15 protein-coding genes are annotated in these 16,938 nt (G+C 73.8%); 14 read left to right on the top strand and 1 reads right to left on the bottom strand.

Annotated elements, in window-relative coordinates; translation table 11 throughout:
* Positions 1–5: 5 nt before the first annotated feature.
* The 14 genes from RM844_RS24600 (at position 6) to RM844_RS24535 (ending at position 15,484) form a co-directional block, all read left to right on the top strand.
* Entirely contained in the window at positions 6–1,220 is a 1,215-nt protein-coding gene (locus RM844_RS24600) for an ATP-grasp domain-containing protein (protein WP_311669551.1), read from the top strand.
* Complete coding sequence (speD, locus tag RM844_RS24595) at positions 1,213–1,647, top strand: adenosylmethionine decarboxylase (RefSeq protein ID WP_311669550.1); 435 nt, start codon at positions 1,213–1,215, stop codon at positions 1,645–1,647. The genes RM844_RS24600 and speD overlap by 8 nt, the downstream gene beginning before the upstream one ends.
* Positions 1,648–1,772: 125 nt before the next feature.
* Positions 1,773–3,236 carry a radical SAM protein gene (locus RM844_RS24590; RefSeq protein WP_311669549.1) on the top strand — a complete coding sequence of 488 codons (1,464 nt, stop codon included), beginning with the start codon at positions 1,773–1,775 and terminating at the stop codon, positions 3,234–3,236.
* Between the two features lie 11 nt (positions 3,237–3,247).
* Positions 3,248–4,153 (top strand): hypothetical protein, encoded by a 906-nt coding sequence (locus RM844_RS24585; protein WP_311669548.1) that lies wholly within the window; start codon positions 3,248–3,250, stop codon positions 4,151–4,153.
* The gene (locus tag RM844_RS24580; protein ID WP_311669547.1) at positions 4,150–5,436 is read left to right on the top strand and encodes an ATP-grasp domain-containing protein; all 1,287 of its coding nucleotides are present in this window, start codon (positions 4,150–4,152) and stop codon (positions 5,434–5,436) included. Before RM844_RS24585 ends, RM844_RS24580 begins: the two co-directional genes overlap by 4 nt.
* Positions 5,433–6,740: an ATP-grasp domain-containing protein gene (locus RM844_RS24575; protein ID WP_311669546.1), complete on the top strand. Its 1,308-nt coding sequence runs from the start codon at positions 5,433–5,435 to the stop codon at positions 6,738–6,740. Before RM844_RS24580 ends, RM844_RS24575 begins: the two co-directional genes overlap by 4 nt.
* 146 nt (positions 6,741–6,886) lie before the next feature.
* The gene (gene metK / locus RM844_RS24570) at positions 6,887–8,095 is read left to right on the top strand and encodes a methionine adenosyltransferase (RefSeq protein WP_311669545.1); all 1,209 of its coding nucleotides are present in this window, start codon (positions 6,887–6,889) and stop codon (positions 8,093–8,095) included.
* Positions 8,092–9,768, top strand: coding sequence for an S-methyl-5-thioribose-1-phosphate isomerase (gene mtnA / locus RM844_RS24565; RefSeq protein ID WP_311669544.1), 1,677 nt, complete (start codon positions 8,092–8,094; stop codon positions 9,766–9,768). Before metK ends, mtnA begins: the two co-directional genes overlap by 4 nt.
* Positions 9,768–10,544: a methylthioribulose 1-phosphate dehydratase gene (gene mtnB / locus RM844_RS24560; protein WP_311669543.1), complete on the top strand. Its 777-nt coding sequence runs from the start codon at positions 9,768–9,770 to the stop codon at positions 10,542–10,544. Before mtnA ends, mtnB begins: the two co-directional genes overlap by 1 nt.
* Positions 10,528–11,340 (top strand): S-methyl-5'-thioadenosine phosphorylase, encoded by an 813-nt coding sequence (locus tag RM844_RS24555; RefSeq protein WP_311669542.1) that lies wholly within the window; start codon positions 10,528–10,530, stop codon positions 11,338–11,340. The genes mtnB and RM844_RS24555 overlap by 17 nt, the downstream gene beginning before the upstream one ends.
* Positions 11,337–12,557, top strand: a complete 1,221-nt coding sequence (locus RM844_RS24550; protein WP_311669541.1) for a pyridoxal phosphate-dependent aminotransferase — start codon at positions 11,337–11,339, stop codon at positions 12,555–12,557. Before RM844_RS24555 ends, RM844_RS24550 begins: the two co-directional genes overlap by 4 nt.
* Before the next feature lie 105 nt (positions 12,558–12,662).
* The gene (locus tag RM844_RS24545) at positions 12,663–13,253 is read left to right on the top strand and encodes a 1,2-dihydroxy-3-keto-5-methylthiopentene dioxygenase (RefSeq protein ID WP_311669540.1); all 591 of its coding nucleotides are present in this window, start codon (positions 12,663–12,665) and stop codon (positions 13,251–13,253) included.
* On the top strand, positions 13,250–13,978 hold the full coding sequence (mtnC, locus tag RM844_RS24540; RefSeq protein ID WP_311669539.1) for an acireductone synthase: 729 nt from the start codon (positions 13,250–13,252) through the stop codon (positions 13,976–13,978). The genes RM844_RS24545 and mtnC overlap by 4 nt, the downstream gene beginning before the upstream one ends.
* 483 nt (positions 13,979–14,461) lie before the next feature.
* Positions 14,462–15,484 carry a helix-turn-helix transcriptional regulator gene (locus tag RM844_RS24535; RefSeq protein ID WP_311669538.1) on the top strand — a complete coding sequence of 341 codons (1,023 nt, stop codon included), beginning with the start codon at positions 14,462–14,464 and terminating at the stop codon, positions 15,482–15,484.
* A 28-nt stretch (positions 15,485–15,512) separates the two neighbouring features.
* Here the strand turns inward: RM844_RS24535 and RM844_RS24530 are convergent, their stop codons facing one another.
* Entirely contained in the window at positions 15,513–16,937 is a 1,425-nt protein-coding gene (locus RM844_RS24530; protein WP_311669537.1) for a short-chain fatty acyl-CoA regulator family protein, read from the bottom strand.
* Position 16,938: the final 1 nt, after the last annotated feature.

The raw sequence follows: 16,938 nt of genomic DNA, 5'->3' as shown, positions 1-16,938 counted from the left end.
AGCAGATGAGCGGAATCCTGATGGCTCATCGCATCCCGTCCACCGTCACCCCGCTCGGCGACTGGCTGCACCCGGTGCGCGACGAGTTGACCCTGATCACCAGCGCCGAGGCCAGGGACTCCTACGCCGGCACGCTGCCGAGGTTGCTGTCCTTCGACGGCTACTCCGAGACCCCCGAGGTGGAGGAGCAGCTGGAACGGCTCTGCGCCGCGGGCGGGGTGCGGACCCTGGTCCACGTCACGGAGGACGACATCCTGCGCTGCGCCCGGGTCCGCGACCGGCACGGCCTGCCCGGGCTGCGGTACGCGGACGCGCTGCCCTGGCGCGACAAGTTCGTGATGAAGCGGGCGGTCGCCGCCGCCGGGGTGCCGACGCCCGAGTTCCTGGTGCCGAGTTCGGCCGCCGACGCCGCCCGGTTCGCGGAGCGGGTGGGCTACCCGGTGGTGGCCAAGCCACGACTCGGCTACGCCTCCATGGGGGTGCGGCTGGTGCGGGACGCCGCCGAGCTGGCCGCGGCGGCCGCCGTCTGGGACCCGAACGACGTGCTGCTGGAGTCCTTCACCGAGGGCGAGGTGCTGCACATCGACGGCTTCGCCAGGGACGGCAAGGTGCTCTTCGCCGCCGCCTCGCGCTATCTCAACAACTGCCTCTCCTTCCACGAGGCGTTGCCGCTGGGCAGCGTGCAGCTGGACCAGGGCACGGTGGAGCACGCCCGGTTGACCGAGTTCGCCGAGTGGGTGGTGAGCGCGCTGCCCGGGCTGGACTTCAGCCCCTTCCACCTGGAGGTGTTCCGCACCGCCTCCGGCGAGCTGCGGTTCTGCGAGATCGCCTGCCGGCTGGGCGGCGCGCACATCATGGAGACCCTCACCTACGCGACCGGCGTCAACCCCGCTCGGCTGTGGATCGAGCACCAGATCGGACTGCGGGACGGCGCCGAGGTGCCGCTCGTGGACACCGGTCGGCGGTACGGCTGGCTGCTGGTGCCGCCCCGCCGGGGCCGGCTGGTGGCGGTCCGGCGGCCGCCCGCCGAGGCGGACTTCGTCAGGGACTTCATCGTCAAGACCGCGGTGCCCCGGGTGTTCGACGGAGCGCACGGCAGCACCGACTCCTATCTCGCCTTCACCGTGGAGGGCGCGGACGAACAGGAGGTCGAGAAGCATCTCCGTCAGTGCATGGAAATCGCCACTCACTGCAGCGAATGGGAAGAGCTGGATGTCTGAGTTCGAGTTCTCCGGGCGGCACGTCGTCGCCGACGTCTACAACATCGCCCCCATGGTCATCAACAACGAGGCCCTGATCATGAGAAGCCTGGAGGCTGGTATCCAGCGTTCCGGGGCCACCGTCTGCGGCACGCAGGTCAAGCACTTCGAGCCGAACGGCTTCACCGCCATCTATCTCCTCTCCGAGTCGCACGTCTCCGTGCACACCTATCCCGGGGAGCGGTCGCTCTTCTTCGACGCCTTCACCTGCGGGCAGCGGTGCCGGCCTGAGCTGATCATCAGCGAGCTGGTCGGCGCACTGGGTGACTGCCAGCACCACGTGCAGGTGCTCGACCGTGGGGTGGAGCCGGAGCTGCGGGCCAAGCTGAACTCCGAGGTGAAGGACAAGGTGGCGGCCGAGATCAAGGCCGCCCAGCTGGTCAGCTGAACCACCGAAACGCCGAGCGGAACCGAGCAACACCGAACACTCCCGGAAAAGCACCCCCAGAACAAGCACAGCACGGAAAGCAGCACCAGCAAGGAACGAACTCCGAGCCCGCGAAGGGAAACGCAGTGAAGCTCAACCCGAACAACGGCTTCATCAAGTTCGACCAGCAACTCCCGGTGTACAACTGGCTCTATCCGCTGAAGGGGCAGGAAACCGACACCATCCAGTTCCGGGACGCGTTCACGCGTCTGGACACGAGGCCGATCCGCAGCCGGGCGCTCTACTTCCACATCCCGTTCTGCGAGACGATCTGCACCTTCTGCATGTTGAACCGGGGCGTCGGGGCCGAAGGCAGCGAGGCCATCGAGCTGTACGTCCAGGCGCTGATCAAGGAGGTGCGGACGAAGGCGGCCTGGGAGTCGATCACCGGAGTCCCGCCGCGCGTCATATGGTTCGGCGGGGGCACGCCGAGCATTCTCACCCCGGACCAGATCCGCCGGATCGGCGCGGTCATCCACGAGTGCTTCGACCTGTCCCGGCTTGAGGAATTCACCATCGAGATGGAGGTGAAGAGCGTCACCCGGGAGAAGTGCGAGGCGTTCCGCGACATCGGCGTGAACAAGGCGCGGCTCGGGCTCCAGACGTTCAACCCGCGCTACCGCGAGCTGTTCAACATCACCGCCACGCTGGAGGACACCTACCGGGTGGTCGACCTGCTCGGCGAGTACTTCGACTACCGCAGCTTCGACATTCTCTACGGAATGCACGGCCAGACCACGGCCGATTTCGCCGAGGACATCCAGAAGGCGATCGACCTGGGCACCGAGTCCTGCGAGTTCTATCCCATCAACCACCTGGTCACGCAGAACGCGCTGCACACCGGATACGCCGGGAAGAAGCTCAAGGCGCTGAGCTACGTGGACAAGATGGGGCTGACCGTCTTCGCCAACCACTACCTGCGCAACTCCGGCTTCCGGCTCTACAACGGCCACGGCTACGCCCGGCTGGAGAACCCCGAGCAGGAGAGCGAGTTCATCAGCCAGCGCTACACCAACAAGTACCACGAGTACTGCTGGGCGCACTGGGACGACGACCTGATCGGGTTCGGCGCCAGCGCCACCACCCAGTCCCTGGACTGGACGATCATGAACGACGAGAGCCGCACCAGCTATGTCCGCAACCTGCTGGACAAGGACGACCTGAAGGTCAAGGTCACCCAGGCCGACCACGTGCCGTACGAGCGCGGGCTGGTGCTGAGCCTCCCCTACCACGGGCGGATCGCCAAGGACCGCATCCCGTGGGACCGGGTGCCGGGCGAGGTGGCGGACCGCTTCCACCAGCTGGTGGCCGCCGGCATGTTCGAGGAGCGGGCCGACTCGTACCAGATCAACGAGCTGGGCTGGACCTGGTACGTCAACACGATGTACTACATGTCGCCCGCCGCCGACCGGAAGATCCTGGACGAGTTCGTCGAGGCCAGGTCGAAGAACGGCGGGATCAGCGACGGCGACCGGCGGATGACGTCGATCGACACCAACCTGCTGCGGGCCGAGGTCGGGAAGCCCCTGCCGCTGACCCCGATCGGCTGAGGCGGGGCGTCATGGTCGCCAGAACAGAACCGACGAAGAGCAGGGAACAGCTGTGGGCCGAGGGCCGGCGCTATCTCGCCGGCACCGAGTGGCCGGCGGCCGTGGCGCGCGCCGAGTCGCTGGCCGCCGCCGGACTGGCCAGCAACATCGGCTGGTTGGCGGCGGCGGAGGCGGCCGACGCGGGCACCGCGGACGCCCAGACCGCGCGGTACGCCGAAGTGGCCCGGGCGCTGGGCGGGCTGCCCGGCTCCAGCTGGCTTGAGGTGGACACCCCGCACGTCGGCGTCGACGTGTCCGTCGAGACGTGCGTGCGGGCGCTGCGGACCATCGCCGACGCGCTGCCCGCCGGGCGGATGGTCCAGGTGGGCGCGGAGGACGGTGGCCGGGCCGAGGCCGTGCTCCGCGCGGTGCTCGGCGCGCACCGGCTGGGCGTGCCGGTCCGCGCGACCGTCCAGGCCAACCTGCGCCGGGCGGCGGCCGACCTGGACCGGCTGGTCGCCGCCGGGGTACCGGTCCGGCTGGTCAAGGGCGGCTTCCGGGAGACCGCGGCGACGGCGCTCCAGGACCGGGCGGAGATCGACACGGCGTTCGTCCGGCTGGCCCGCCGGGTGGCCGCCGCCGGCACGCCGCTCAGCCTGGCCACCCACGACCACCGGATGTGGGGTCGGCTGCTGCCGGAACTGCCCGGGGCCACGGTGGAGTTGCTGCTCGGCGTGCGCTCCGACGAGGCACTTCGGCTGGCCGCGGCCGGGGTGCCGGTCCGGTTGTACGTGCCGTTCGGCACGGCCTGGGAGGGCTATGTCGCCAAGCGGGTCGCGGACGCCGAGGAGGTGGCCCGCCGGGAACCGCCGGCGGGCCCCGCCGGGGCGGACCGGAAGACGTGGCAGGCACGGGAGAAGGAAGGGGTGCGCGGGTGAACGAGCATGTGCTGGTGGTCGGCACCGGCGGCGGGCCCGCCCCGCTGCTGCGCGAGCTGGGCGCCACGACCACACTGATGTGCCGGATCGACTTCCTCGGCTACGCGCCGGCCCTGAGCGCCCACCACGCGGTGCTCGGGGTGGCCGGGCAGGCGGCGGACGAGCAGTGGACGCAGCTGGCCAAGTCCGTTGACCAGGACCGCCCGTTCACCCGGGTGGTCGCCTTCGGGGAGCTGGACCAGGACCGGGCCGCCGCGGTAGCCGGCGCGCTGGGGCTGCCGGGGCACGACCCCGAGACGGTGCGGCTGGTGGCGGACAAGCGGGCGATGCGGGAGCGGCTGCGCGAGCGCGGGGTCGACCCGACGCCGTCGGCGCTGGTCGCGGACGCCGGCGAACTGCTGGCCTTCCTCGCCGAGCACGGCGGCCCGGTGGTGGTGAAGCCGCTCCAGGGCGCCGGCAGCGTCGGCGTGACGGTGCTGCGCGAGCCGGACGAGGCGGCGGCGGTCGGGGCCTTCGACCGGGCGGCGGCCGGCTTCGCCGGGGTGCCGCGGGCCGGGGTGCTGGCCGAACGCTTCCACGAGGGGCCGCAGTTCAGCGTGGAGGCGCTCTCCGAGGACGGCGAGCACCAGGTGCTCGCCGTGGTGCGGAAGTTCTACGAGCCGGACGGCTACGTCGAGTTGGGGCACCTGGCGCCGGCCGGGCTGGACGCCGCCGCCGAGCTGGCGGTGGCCGGGCTGGTGGCCGCGACGCTGGACGCGCTCGGCGTCGGGCACGGGCCGACCCACACGGAGGTGGTGTTGACCGCGGCCGGTCCGCGGGTGATCGAGACCCATCTGCGGCTGGCCGGGGACGAGATCCCCGAGCTGGTCGGCGAGGTGACCGGGCTGGACTACCCCCGGCTGGTGGCACGGCAGGCGCTCGGCCAGCGGGTGCTGCCGGAGGTGCGGGCGGCGCTGGCCGATCCCGGTCCCGAGCGGTACTCGGCGATCTGGTTCACCCTGCCGACCGGCGGCGGCACCCTGGTCGCGGCCGAACCGCCGCCGCCCGGCGCGGTCCCGGCGGGCGGCTCGGTGGAGACGCATCCGCTGCTCGACCCGGGCGACGAGATCGCCCACCCCGCCAACTCGGACTCCCGGGTGGCCGCCACGCGCAGCCGGGCCGGCACCGCCGCCGAGGCGGTGCGGGCGGCCCGGGCGGCGGCCGAGGCGGTGCGGGTCCGGGTGGCTCCGCCGCTGGTCACCCGGGTGCTGGGCACGGTGCCCGCGGACGGGGGGCCGGCATGAGGACCATGGTCGAACCGTCGGCGAGCCCGGCGGCCGGCGCGGGCGGCCCCCGCCTGACGGAGCCGGTGGTGCTGGTCGACGCGGTGCTCAACGGGGCCCCGTTCAAGCGGGCGGCGGCCGACCTGGGCCGGCCGGTGATCGGGGTGTACACCTACGACCGGGACACCGTGGCGGCGATGGACCCGGAGCACCGGCGCGGCGACGCGGTCAGTCTCTACGGCGACGACCCGGCCCGACTGGCCGCCCGGGTCCGGGAGTTGACCGACTCGGTGGCGGCCGTGGTGCCGGCGACCGAGCCGGGGGTCGGCCGGGCGGCCGAGCTGGCCGAGCTGTGCGGCGTGCCGGGGAACCCGGCGGCCAGCGCCCGGGCCTGCCGCGACAAGCGGCTGATGCGCGACCTGGCGCGGCGGGCCGGGCTCCGGGTGCCGGCGTACCGGGTGGCGGCCGACGCGGCCGGGGTGGCGGCGGCCGCGCAGGCCATCGGCTTCCCGGTGATCGTCAAGCCGGCCACCGGGGCCGCGTCGCACCACGTCCGGCTGGTCCGGGACGAGGCCGAACTCCACACGTTGGCACCGGTGTTGGACAGCGACCGCCGGGACCTGTTCGGCGGCCGGGTCGACCAGTGGCTGGTCGAGGAGTACGTCGGGGGCCAGGAGTTCGCGGTGAACACCTTCACCGTGGACGGCCGGCACACTGTGCTGGACACCTGGGAGTACCGGCTGCCGTCGGCGGGCGACTACGACAACCCGTACTGGGACTTCGTCCAGGTCGACGGCCGGTCGCCGGCCAGGGCCGAGGTGGAGCGGTTCGCGCTGGCGGTGCTGGACGCGTTCGGCGTGCGGCTCGGGCCCTGCCATGTGGAGGTCAAACTCGACGCCTCGGGACCGGTGTTGATCGAGATCGGGGCGCGGCTGCCGGGCGCCGGCATCCCGGTGATGTGGCAGCGGCACAGCGACTGGCGGCCCTACCACGACACGCTGGCCTGCTACCTGGGCCGCCGGCCCGCGCTGGCCGACCGGCCGCCGCGGTTCGACGCGACGATCGGCATGTGTTTCCTGCGGAACGACGGCCCACCCGGGGTGCTCAGGTCGCTGACCGGCCTGGAGCTGGCGCGCCGGCTGCCGGGGGTGGACGAGCTGCTCGTCCCGCACCGGGTGGGCGACCGGGTGCCCACCACCCGTGACCTGGGCACCGAGTTGGCCAAGGTCCGGCTCTCGGCCCCGTCGGGGCCCGCGCTGGCCGCGCTGATCGGCACCGTGCGGCGCACCCTGCGCTTCGAGGTCGCGGAGCACGTCTCCGCCTGACCACTCCCCGGTCACCCCGTCCCTTCTCGTCGTCCACCGCTGTCCATCCGGCGCGCGGCCGCCCGCACGACGGCGTACGCGCGGGCGCGCGCCCCGACTTTCACCCCTCTTCACCCCACCCGCCCCATCCACCTCTCTGGAGAGTCATGTCCCGCAGACTGTTCACCTCGGAGTCCGTGACCGAGGGGCATCCCGACAAGATCGCCGACCAGATCAGTGACACCGTGCTCGACGCCCTGCTGCGCGACGACCCGGGCGCCCGGGTCGCGGTGGAGACGCTGGTCACCACAGGACAGGTGCACGTCGCCGGCGAGGTGACCACCACCGCGTACGTGGACATCGCCGCCCTGGTGCGGGAGACCGTGCTGGGCATCGGCTACGACTCGTCGACCAAGGGCTTCGACGGCGCCTCCTGCGGGGTCTCCGTCTCGCTCGGCGCCCAGTCACCCGACATCGCCCAGGGCGTGGACACCGCTTACGAGGCCCGCACCGCCGGCGGCGCCGACACCCTCGACCAACAGGGCGCCGGCGACCAGGGGTTGATGTTCGGGTACGCCACCGACGAGACGCCGGAGCTGATGCCGCTGCCGATCCACCTCGCGCACCGGCTGGCCGACCGGCTGACCACGGTCCGGGTCGACGGCACCATCCCCTACCTGCGGCCGGACGGCAAGACGCAGGTCACCATCGAGTACGACGGGGACACCGCGCTGCGGCTGGACACCGTCGTGGTCTCCACCCAGCACGCGCCGGACATCAGCCTGGAGGGGCTGCTGGCGCCCGACATCCGCGAGCTGGTGGTGGCCCCGGTGCTGGCCCGGCTCGACGACGACGGCGTCAAGCTGGACACCGGGAACTACCGGCTGCTGGTCAACCCGACCGGCCGGTTCGAGATCGGCGGCCCGATGGGCGACGCCGGGCTGACCGGCCGCAAGATCATCGTGGACACCTACGGCGGGATGGCGCGACACGGCGGTGGCGCGTTCTCCGGCAAGGACCCGTCGAAGGTGGACCGTTCGGCGGCGTACGCGACGCGCTGGGTGGCCAAGAACGTGGTCGCCGCCGGGCTGGCCAGGCGGTGCGAGATACAGGTGGCCTACGCCATCGGCAAGGCCGAGCCGGTCGGGCTCTTCGTGGAGACCTTCGGCACCGCCGCGGTCCCCGTCGAGCGGATCGAACGGGCCATCGCCGAGGTCTTCGACCTGCGGCCGGCCGCCATCATCCGTGACCTGGACCTGCTGCGCCCGATCTACGCCCAGACCGCCGCCTACGGCCACTTCGGCCGGGAGCTGCCGGACTTCACCTGGGAGCGCACCGACCGGGTCGACGCGCTGCGCCGGGCGGTGACGGCATGACCAGCCAACCTGCCACGTCCGCACGCGAGTTCTCGGTCGACTGGGCGGACGGCGCGGTACTCGCCATCGACCAGCGGCGGTTGCCGGCGGAGACCAGCTGGCTGCGGCTGACCGATGTGGACCAGGTGATCGAGGCCATCCAGACGCTGGCGGTGCGCGGCGCGCCGGCGATCGGGCTGGCCGGCGCGCTCGGGGTGGCGCTCAGCGCCCACCTGCACGCCGGCGCGGGCCCGGCGGCTGACGCGCGGGTGCGCGCCGACGCCGAGCGGCTGATCGCCTCCCGGCCCACGGCGGTCAACCTGGAGTGGGGCGTGCGCCGGGTGCTGACCCGGCTGCCGGACGGCCCGGCGGCGGTGCTCGCCGAGGCGGTGGCGATGCTCGACGAGGACGCCGCGCTCAACACCCGGGCCGTGGCGCGCGCCGCCGAGCTGGTTCTCTCGCTCACCCCCGACCGACCGCTGCGGCTGCTGACCCACTGCAACACCGGGCGGCTGGCGACCGGTTCGGTCGGCACCGCGCTGGGCGCCGTCCGCCGGCTGGCCGACGCGGGCCGGGTGGCCGAGGTGCTGGTGGACGAGACCAGGCCGCTGTTGCAGGGCGCCCGGTTGACCGCCTGGGAACTGGCCGAGGCCGGGGTGCCGTACCGGGTGCTGGCCGACTCGGCGGCGGCGGCCGCGATGGCCCAGGGCCTGGTGGACTGCGTGCTGGTGGGCGCCGACCGGATCGCCGCCAACGGCGACACCGCCAACAAGATCGGCACCTACGGGCTGGCCGTGGCGGCGGCCAGGCACGGCATCCCGTTCGTGGTGGTGGCGCCGGAGTCCACCTGGGACCGGCAGCTGCCGGACGGCTCGGGCATCGTGGTCGAGGAGCGCGCGAGTGAGGAGGTCACCACGTTCGCCGGGGCGCGCACCACTCCGGAGGGCGCCGGGGCGTACAACCCGGCGTTCGACGTCACGCCGGCCGAGTTGATCACCGCGGTGGTCACCGAACGGCAGGTCTTCCGGCCGGCCGGCGGCCGGACCACGCCGGCCGCCACCGCGGGCCAGGCCACCACGCCGGGCCCGGCCGCCACCTCGGAGGCGACCGCGGTACCTGAGGCGACCGCCACCTCGGAGGCAACCGCCACTCCGGAGGCGACCGACGGCGAGGTCGCCGCGCGGATCGTCGGCCTGCTGCGCGGCTACCCCGACCACCCACGGCCCGGCGTGGTCTTCCAGGACCTCTCGCCGCTCTACGCCGAGCCCGGCCTGCTCGCCGAACTCGCCGACCGGGCTGACGCGTTGTTCGCCGGCGCCTACGACCGGGTGCTGGCCGTCGAGTCCCGCGGCTTCGTGCTGGGCGCGGTCATCGCCGCCCGGCGCGGCGTGCCGCTGACGCTGGCCCGCAAGCCGGGCAAGCTGCCCGGCGCCACCCACCAGGCCGCCTACACGCTGGAGTACGGCACGGACAGCCTGGAGTTGCAGCGCGACGCCGTCGCGCCCGGCGACCGGGTGCTGGTGGTGGACGACGTGCTGGCCACCGGCGGCACGCTGGCCGCGGTGGCCGAGCTGGTGGCGGCGGCGGACGCCAAGGTCGCCGGGATGGCGGTGGTGGTCGAGCTGACCGGGCTCGGCGGCGCCGAGCGGCTCGCCGACCACCGGGTGGCCGCGCTCAGCGAGGTGGCGGCCTGATGAGCGGACCCCAGCCGAACCGACCGTCCGACACCGCCCTCGCCGCCGCGGCCGGCCGTGAACTGGCCACGTTCTCCCGGGTCCTGTACGAGCGGGGCTGGATGCCCGGCACGTCGGGGAACCTGTCGCGGCGCGGCGACGGCGCGCGGCGCGACGTCGCGCTGATCACCGCGAGCGGCCTGGCCAAGGGCGAACTCACCGCCGACGACATGGTCGCGGTGCACGCCGAGACCGGCGTCGGGCTGCGGCCCGGCGCACCCCGGCCGTCCGCCGAGACGGTGATCCACGCCGCGATCTACCAGGCGACGGACGCCGCCGCGGTGATCCACGTCCACTCGCCGCACGCCACCGCGGTGGCCTGCCGGTACGCCGACCGGGGCCGACCCGGCACGCTGCCGCTGGAGCGCTTCGAGCTGCTCAAGGGGCTGGGGCTGGCCGACCCGAGCCGGGCCGAGGTGCCGGTCTTCCCCAACTGGCCGCAGGTGGCCAGGATCGCCGACGAGGTGGCGGAGTTCCTCAAGGGCGCCGACCGGCCGCCGCCGGGGCTGCTGATCGCCGACCACGGGATCACCGTCTGGGGCGCCAGCCTGGCGCAGGCCCGCGACCGGCTGGAGTGCTTCGAGGCGATCGCCCAGCTGATCACCCTGGGGGTGCCGCCGGCCGGCGGCCCGGCCCCGCGGTCGTCTCCCGCCCTGACCGCCCCGACCTTCCCAGGCCCCGCGCGGGCCGCCGCACCCACGAGCAGAAACGGACACCGGCATGACCAGCACGACTGAGACGGCGGAGGTCGCGGTCATCGGCGGCAGCGGCTTCTACGAGCTGCTCACCGACGCCGAACGCGTCACCGTGGACACGCCCTTCGGGGCGCCTTCGGACGCCATCACGGTGGGCACCGTGGCCGGGCGCCGGGTGGCGTTCCTGCCCCGGCACGGGCAGGGCCACCGCTACCCGGCCCACCGGATCAACTACCGGGCCAACATCTGGGGGTTGCGCGCGCTGGGCGTGCGGCAGATCCTCGCGCCGTGCGCGGTCGGCTCGCTGCGCCGGGACTGGGGGCCGGGCACGGTCGCCGTCCCCGACCAGCTGGTGGACCGCACCACCGGCCGGACCCAGAGCTACTACGACGAGGGCGCGGTGCACGTCTCGTTCGCCGACCCCTACTGCGCGGAGGGCCGGGGCGCGGTGCTCAAGGCGGCGGCGTCCGCCGGCGCCGAGGTGCGGGACGGCGGCACCATGGTGGTGATCGACGGGCCGCGCTTCTCCACCCGGGCGGAGTCCCAGTGGTACGCGGCGGCCGGCTGGTCGCTGGTGAACATGACCGGCCACCCGGAGGCCGTGCTGGCCAGGGAACTGGCCCTCTGCTACACCTCGGTGGCGCTGGTCACCGACCTGGACGCGGGCATCGACGCGGCGGAGAGCGTGGCCCAGGACGAGGTGTTCCGGGTCTTCGCGGCGAACATCGACCGGCTCAAGGAGCTGGTGCTGCGCACCGTCGCCGCGCTGCCGACCAGCCGCGACTGCCCCTGCACGCACGCCCTTGACGGCATCGACCCGCCGCTGGAGCTGCCGTGACGGCGAGCGGCCGGCGGCACCCCCGCCGGCCGCGCGCCTTCGGCACCACCGTCTTCGCGGAGATGTCGGAACTGGCCGCCAGGACCGGAGCGATCAACCTGGGCCAGGGCTTCCCCGACCAGGACGGCCCGGACTCGGTGCGGGAGGCGGCGGTGGCCGCGCTGCGCGCCGGCCGGGGCAACCAGTACCCGCCGGTGGCGGGTGTCCCCGAGCTGCGGGCCGCCGTCGCCGACCACCAACGGGCCCGCTACGGGCTGGCGTTCGACCCGGAGCGCGAGGTGCTGGTGACGGCCGGGGCGACGGAGGCCATCGCCGCGACGCTGCTGGCGCTGGTGTCACCGGGCGACGAGGTGGTGGTGCTGGACCCGGCCTACGACGCGTACGCGGCGGCCATCGCGCTGGCCGGCGGGGTCCGGGTCTCGGTGCCGCTGCGGCCGGAGCGGGGCGCGTTCCGGCTGGACCCGGCCGAGCTGCGGGCGGCGGTGACCCCCCGCACCCGGCTGCTGCTGGTCAACTCGCCGCACAACCCGACCGGCACCGTGCTGACCCGCGCCGAGCTGACTGGCATCGCCGAACTCGCCGTGGAGCACGACCTGCTGGTGGTGACCGACGAGGTCTACGAGCACCTGGTCTACGGGGTCGAGCACCTGCCGCTGGCCGGCTGGCCCGGGATGCGGGAGCGGACCGTCACCGTCGGCTCGGCGGGCAAGACCTTCTCGTTCACCGGCTGGAAGATCGGCTGGCTCACCGCCCCGGCCGACCTGTTGGGCGCGGTCCTGGCGGTCAAGCAGTACCTGACCTATGTGCCGGCCGGGCCGCTCCAGTACGCGGTGGCCAAGGCGCTGCGGCTGCCGCCGGCGTACTTCGACGGGCTGCGCGCGGAGCTGGCCGACCGGCGGGAGCTGCTGGTCGCCGGCCTGGAACGGGCCGGGTTCGGGGTCTTCCGGCCGGCCGGCACCTACTTCGTGACCGCCGACATCCGGCCGCTCGGGGAGCGGGACGGCGTCGCCTTCTGCCGGGCGCTGCCGGACCGGGCCGGGGTGGTCGCGGTGCCGAGCGCCGTCTTCTACCAACGTCCGGAGCTGGGCGCCCCGTTCGTCCGCTTCGCCTTCTGCAAGCGGCCCGCGGTGCTGCGCGCGGCGGCCGACCGGCTGGCCTCGCTCGGGCCGGCGGGCGGCCGGCCGGCGGCGGCCGACAGCCCGCTGAGCACCGTCTGAACCACCTCGGCCGAGCCGCTGGCCGAGCCACCCGCGGACCGCCACGGACCGCCCCCGGATCACCAGACAGCACCAGACCCCACCACCCAGACCAGGAGAACCGCCATGACCCTGCTGACCAGTTGGCCGGAGTCGGGCCCCGAGACCACGGTGCGCCGGACCACCGACCCCACCGAGATCCGGGCCGCGCTCGCCCCGCTCGGCGTCCGCTACGAGCGGTGGCCGGTGCGCGACGACGTCCCGCCCGGCGCCGACCCCGCGACCGTGCTGGCCGCCTACCGGACCGAGGTCGAGAAGCTGAACGCGGAGGAGTCCTTCAGCACCGTGGACGTGGTCTCGCTGCACCCGAGCGACGACCCCGAGTGGGCGGCCAAGGCCGCCGGTGCCCGGCAGAAGTTCCTCAGCGAACACACCCACGACGACGATGACGAGGTCCGCTTCTTCGTGGCCGGCGCCGGCGTCTTCTACCTCCGGGTGGGCGGCGAGGTGCACGCCGTCTACTGCGAGCGCGGCGACCTGCTGGGCGTGCCGCGCGGCACCGCCCACTGGTTCGACATGGGCACCCGTCCCTCCTTCACCGCGATCCGCTTCTTCCACGAGGAGGACGGCTGGATCGGGAACTTCACCGGCGACCAGATCGCCACCCGCTTCCCGGACTTCGACACCCTGGCCGCGGACCGGGCGGCCCTCGGGTGACCGGGCACCGGGAGCGGGCGGCGTGCGTGGTGCTGGACATCGAGGGCACCACCAGCGCCACCGGCTATGTGGTGGAGGTGCTGTACCCGTACTCCAGGGCCCGGTTCGGCGCACTGCTCACCGAGCGAGCCGACCACCCCGAGGTGCGCCGGGCGGTGGCCGCGGTGCGGGCCGAGCTGGGTGAACCGGCGGCCGGGCCGGCCCGGATCGAGGCGGTGCTGGCCGGCTGGCTGGCCGAGGACCGCAAAGCCACCCCGTTGAAGTCGCTCCAGGGCCTGCTGTGGTCGGAGGGCTTCGCCCGGGGCGAGCTGGTCGCGCACTTCTACCCGGACGTGCCGCCGGCGCTGCGGCGTTGGCGGGCCGCCGGACTGGACCTGCACGTCTACTCGTCGGGCTCGGTTGCGGCCCAGCGCGCCTGGTTCGGGCACGCGGCCGGCGGCTCGCTGCTGGAGCTGGTCGGGCGGTGCTACGACACCGAGAACGCCGGCCCCAAGCTCGAAGCCGACTCCTATCGACGGATCGCCGACGATCTGGGACTGCCCGGCGAGCGGATTCTCTTCCTTTCCGATCGGGCCGGCGAGCTGGACGCGGCGCGCGCCGCGGGCTGGCGCGCCGTGGGAGTGCGCCGCCCTGGTGAGCCGCACTACCGGGCGGGCGTCGGGGACCATCCGGCGGTGCGCGACTTCTCCGCCCTGACGGTGCGTCCCCCGGCGGTCGTTGGCTAGACCGCGCCCGCACCGCGCGTGCCCGGGTGGCGGCTCCCCGCCACCTGGGCACCTCGTGCTTGCTCCAGGGTTCGGGACGGGGCACCATCGTTCGGTGCGGGGAGCCGTCTCCTCTCGCCCCGGTCGGGGCGGGGTGGCCGGCGCGCCGCCGGGGGCGACGGGGGCTCAGCTGGCGCCCACACCCACGGCTGCCCGGCGTGACCGGATCGGATTACCACCTGACCGCTTCCGGCCCGTTTTATAACATGTGCCACCAGCACGACTGATCGCCGCCGTTCCGTATCGCACCACCCGTGCCCGTTCACGCACCACCGAGGCCCGTTCGCCGTGCCCGGCCGCCGGAGCATCCGGGTGGCCGGCCCGGGCGACCGCGGGCCACCCGCTTCGGCCCCTCCCCTCCGCGTCCCGACCCCGGCCGCAACTCCCCGCGGCGGCCGACCCGCTCGTCCGTCCGACCGTCGTCGACGAAGACTAGGGAGTGCTATGGCGCAGGCGAACCTCGACTTTCTGGGTGTCCCGCCGGACGACGAGGAGGTGTACCGGCTCTTACTCCGCAAGGGGCACTTCCGGCAGTCCGAACTCGGCCGCAAGCTCTCCGGGGACGCCGTCGCCCAGGACGACGTGGTGGAGATCTACCACCGGCTGACGGAGTGGGGGCTGGCCAGGGAGGCCCCCAGCGGCCAGCTGGCGCCGATCTCGCCGGCCAAGGCGGTCGAGGGTCTGGTGGAGCGGAAGGTCGCCGAGTTCCGGGCCGAGTTGGAGGCCGAGGCGTCCCGCAGGGGGGTGGTCGACTCGCTGCTCGCCGACCACGAGAAGTCGCTCACCGAGGCCGCCAGGACCACCGACGTGAGCGAGTCGATCCAGTACATCGAGGGGATGTCGGCGGTCCGGGCGGTGATCGACGAACTGACCTTCTTCACCCGCACCGAGAGCGTCACCACCAACCCCAACGGGGTGCTCACCGAGGAAAGCATCGCGCACGCCCGGTTACTCGACACCAGGGTGCTGCGCCGCGGGGTGTACATGCGGAGCATCATGGGCGCGGCCGCCCTGGACTCGCCGGTCACCATGAACTACGTGCGGGAGTTGACCGCGCTGGGCGCCAAGATCCGGATCTCGTACCAGCCGCTGGAGCGCCTGATCATCTGCGACCGGGCCGCCGCACTCACCCCGATCGACCCCGCCCAGACCGCCAAGGGCGCGATCCTCACCCGCGACCCCGGCCTGGTGGCCCCGCTGGTCGCCCTCTTCGAACGGATGTGGGGCACCGCCCAGGACCTGCCGGCGGGCGAGGAGCGGGAGGACGCGGACGCCGCGCCGATCACCGAGTTCGAGCAGCGCATCCTGCGTTCGCTGGCCACCGCCGAGAAGGACGAGACGGGCGCCCGCGACCTGGGCATCGCCGTCCGCACCTACCGCAAGCACGTCGCCACCATCATGCGGCGGCTGCACGCCACCAACCGCTTCCAGGCGGCGCTGCTGGCCAGGGAACGCGGCTGGATCTGAGCCCCGCGGCGCCGAGGCGCCGGCCGGGTCACCCCTCGCGCACCGGGAAGGGCACGAAGGTGCTGTGGTGTTCGTCGACCGCCAGCGCCCGGCCCAGCGGCGGCACCGCACGCTGCGGGCAGTCCAGCCGTTCGCAGGCCCGGCAGCCCATGCCGATCGGCGTGGCCGCGGCGCCGTCGCCCAGGTCCAGGCCGTCCGAGTAGACCAGCCGCGCGGCGTGCGACAGTTCGCATCCCAGGCCGATGGCGAAGCACTTGGCGGGGGCGCCCCAGCCGCCCTGCCGGCGGGTGACGGTGCGCGCGATCCACAGGTAGCGCTGCCCGTCCGGCATCGCGGCTACCTGCACCTGGATGCGGCCGGGCGCGGCGAACGCCTCGTAGACGTTCCACAGCGGGCAGCTGCCGCCGGCGTGCGAGAAGTGGAAGCCGCCCGCCGACTGCCGCTTGGACATGTTGCCGGCCCGGTCCACCCGCACGAAGGAGAACGGCACCCCGCGCAGTCGCGGTCGTTGCAGGGTGCTCAGCCGGTGGCAGACGGTCTCGTAGCCGAGGTCGAAGACGTCGGCCAGCCGTTCCACGTCGTAGCGCAGCGTCTCGGCGGTCTCGTGGAAGACCCGGTAGGGCATCACCAGCGCGGCGGCGAAGTACCTGGCGACCCCGACGCGGGCCAGCGACCAGGCGTCGGAGCCGGCCGGGAAGTCCTCGTCGGCCAGCGCGGACAGCTCGGCGTCGTGCTCCAGCAGGGCCAGCTGGGTGGCCATCCGGAAGGCCCGCTGCCCGGGCCGCAACCGCCCGGAGAGGCCGAGCAGCCGGGTCTCCGGGTCGTAGCGGTGCTGCTCGGGCCCGGGCCGGACGGCGACCCGCACGCCGTGCCGCCGGGCGAGCCGCTCGCCGAGCGGGCCCAGCGCCTCGCCGGGGCGCACCCCGATCTCGGCGGCCAGGTCCTCGGCGGCCAGGTCGGTCGCGTGCAGGTAGTTCCGCCGCCGGTAGAAGAACTCCCGCAGCTCCTCGTGCGGTGACCGCGGGCCGCCGGCGCCGCGCGGCCCGGCCGCCGCCGGGTTGCCGGCCGGGTGCGCGGTGGCCTCCGCCAGCCGGCTGGCCAACGCCTGGTTGCGGCGGCCGAGTTCGAGCAGCAGCTCGGCGACGGCCGGTCGGCCGGCGGCCAGTTCGCCCAGGTCGTCCGCGGTGATCCGGCCGCCGTCCACCTCGTCGGCGAGCGCCTCCCGCAGGTCGGCCAGCAGCCGGCCGGTGTCCCGGCCGGAGAAGAACCCCGGCTCCACGCCGAGGGTCTCGGTCAGCCGCAGCAGCACCGGGACGGTCAGCGGGCGCGAGTCGTGTTCCATCTGGTTCAGATAGCCGGGCGAGATGCCCAGCAGCCGGGCGAGTTCGGTCTGGCGCAGCCCCCGTTCGGCGCGCAGTCGCCGCAACCGCGGCCCCGCGTAGACCTTGGCCACC

The sequence above is a fragment of the Streptomyces chisholmiae genome (assembly GCF_031845445.1).
GTDB lineage: Bacteria > Actinomycetota > Actinomycetes > Streptomycetales > Streptomycetaceae > Streptomyces > Streptomyces chisholmiae.
The sequence above is the reverse complement of the archived record's forward strand: the minus strand, read 5'-3'. Positions and strand labels throughout refer to the sequence as shown.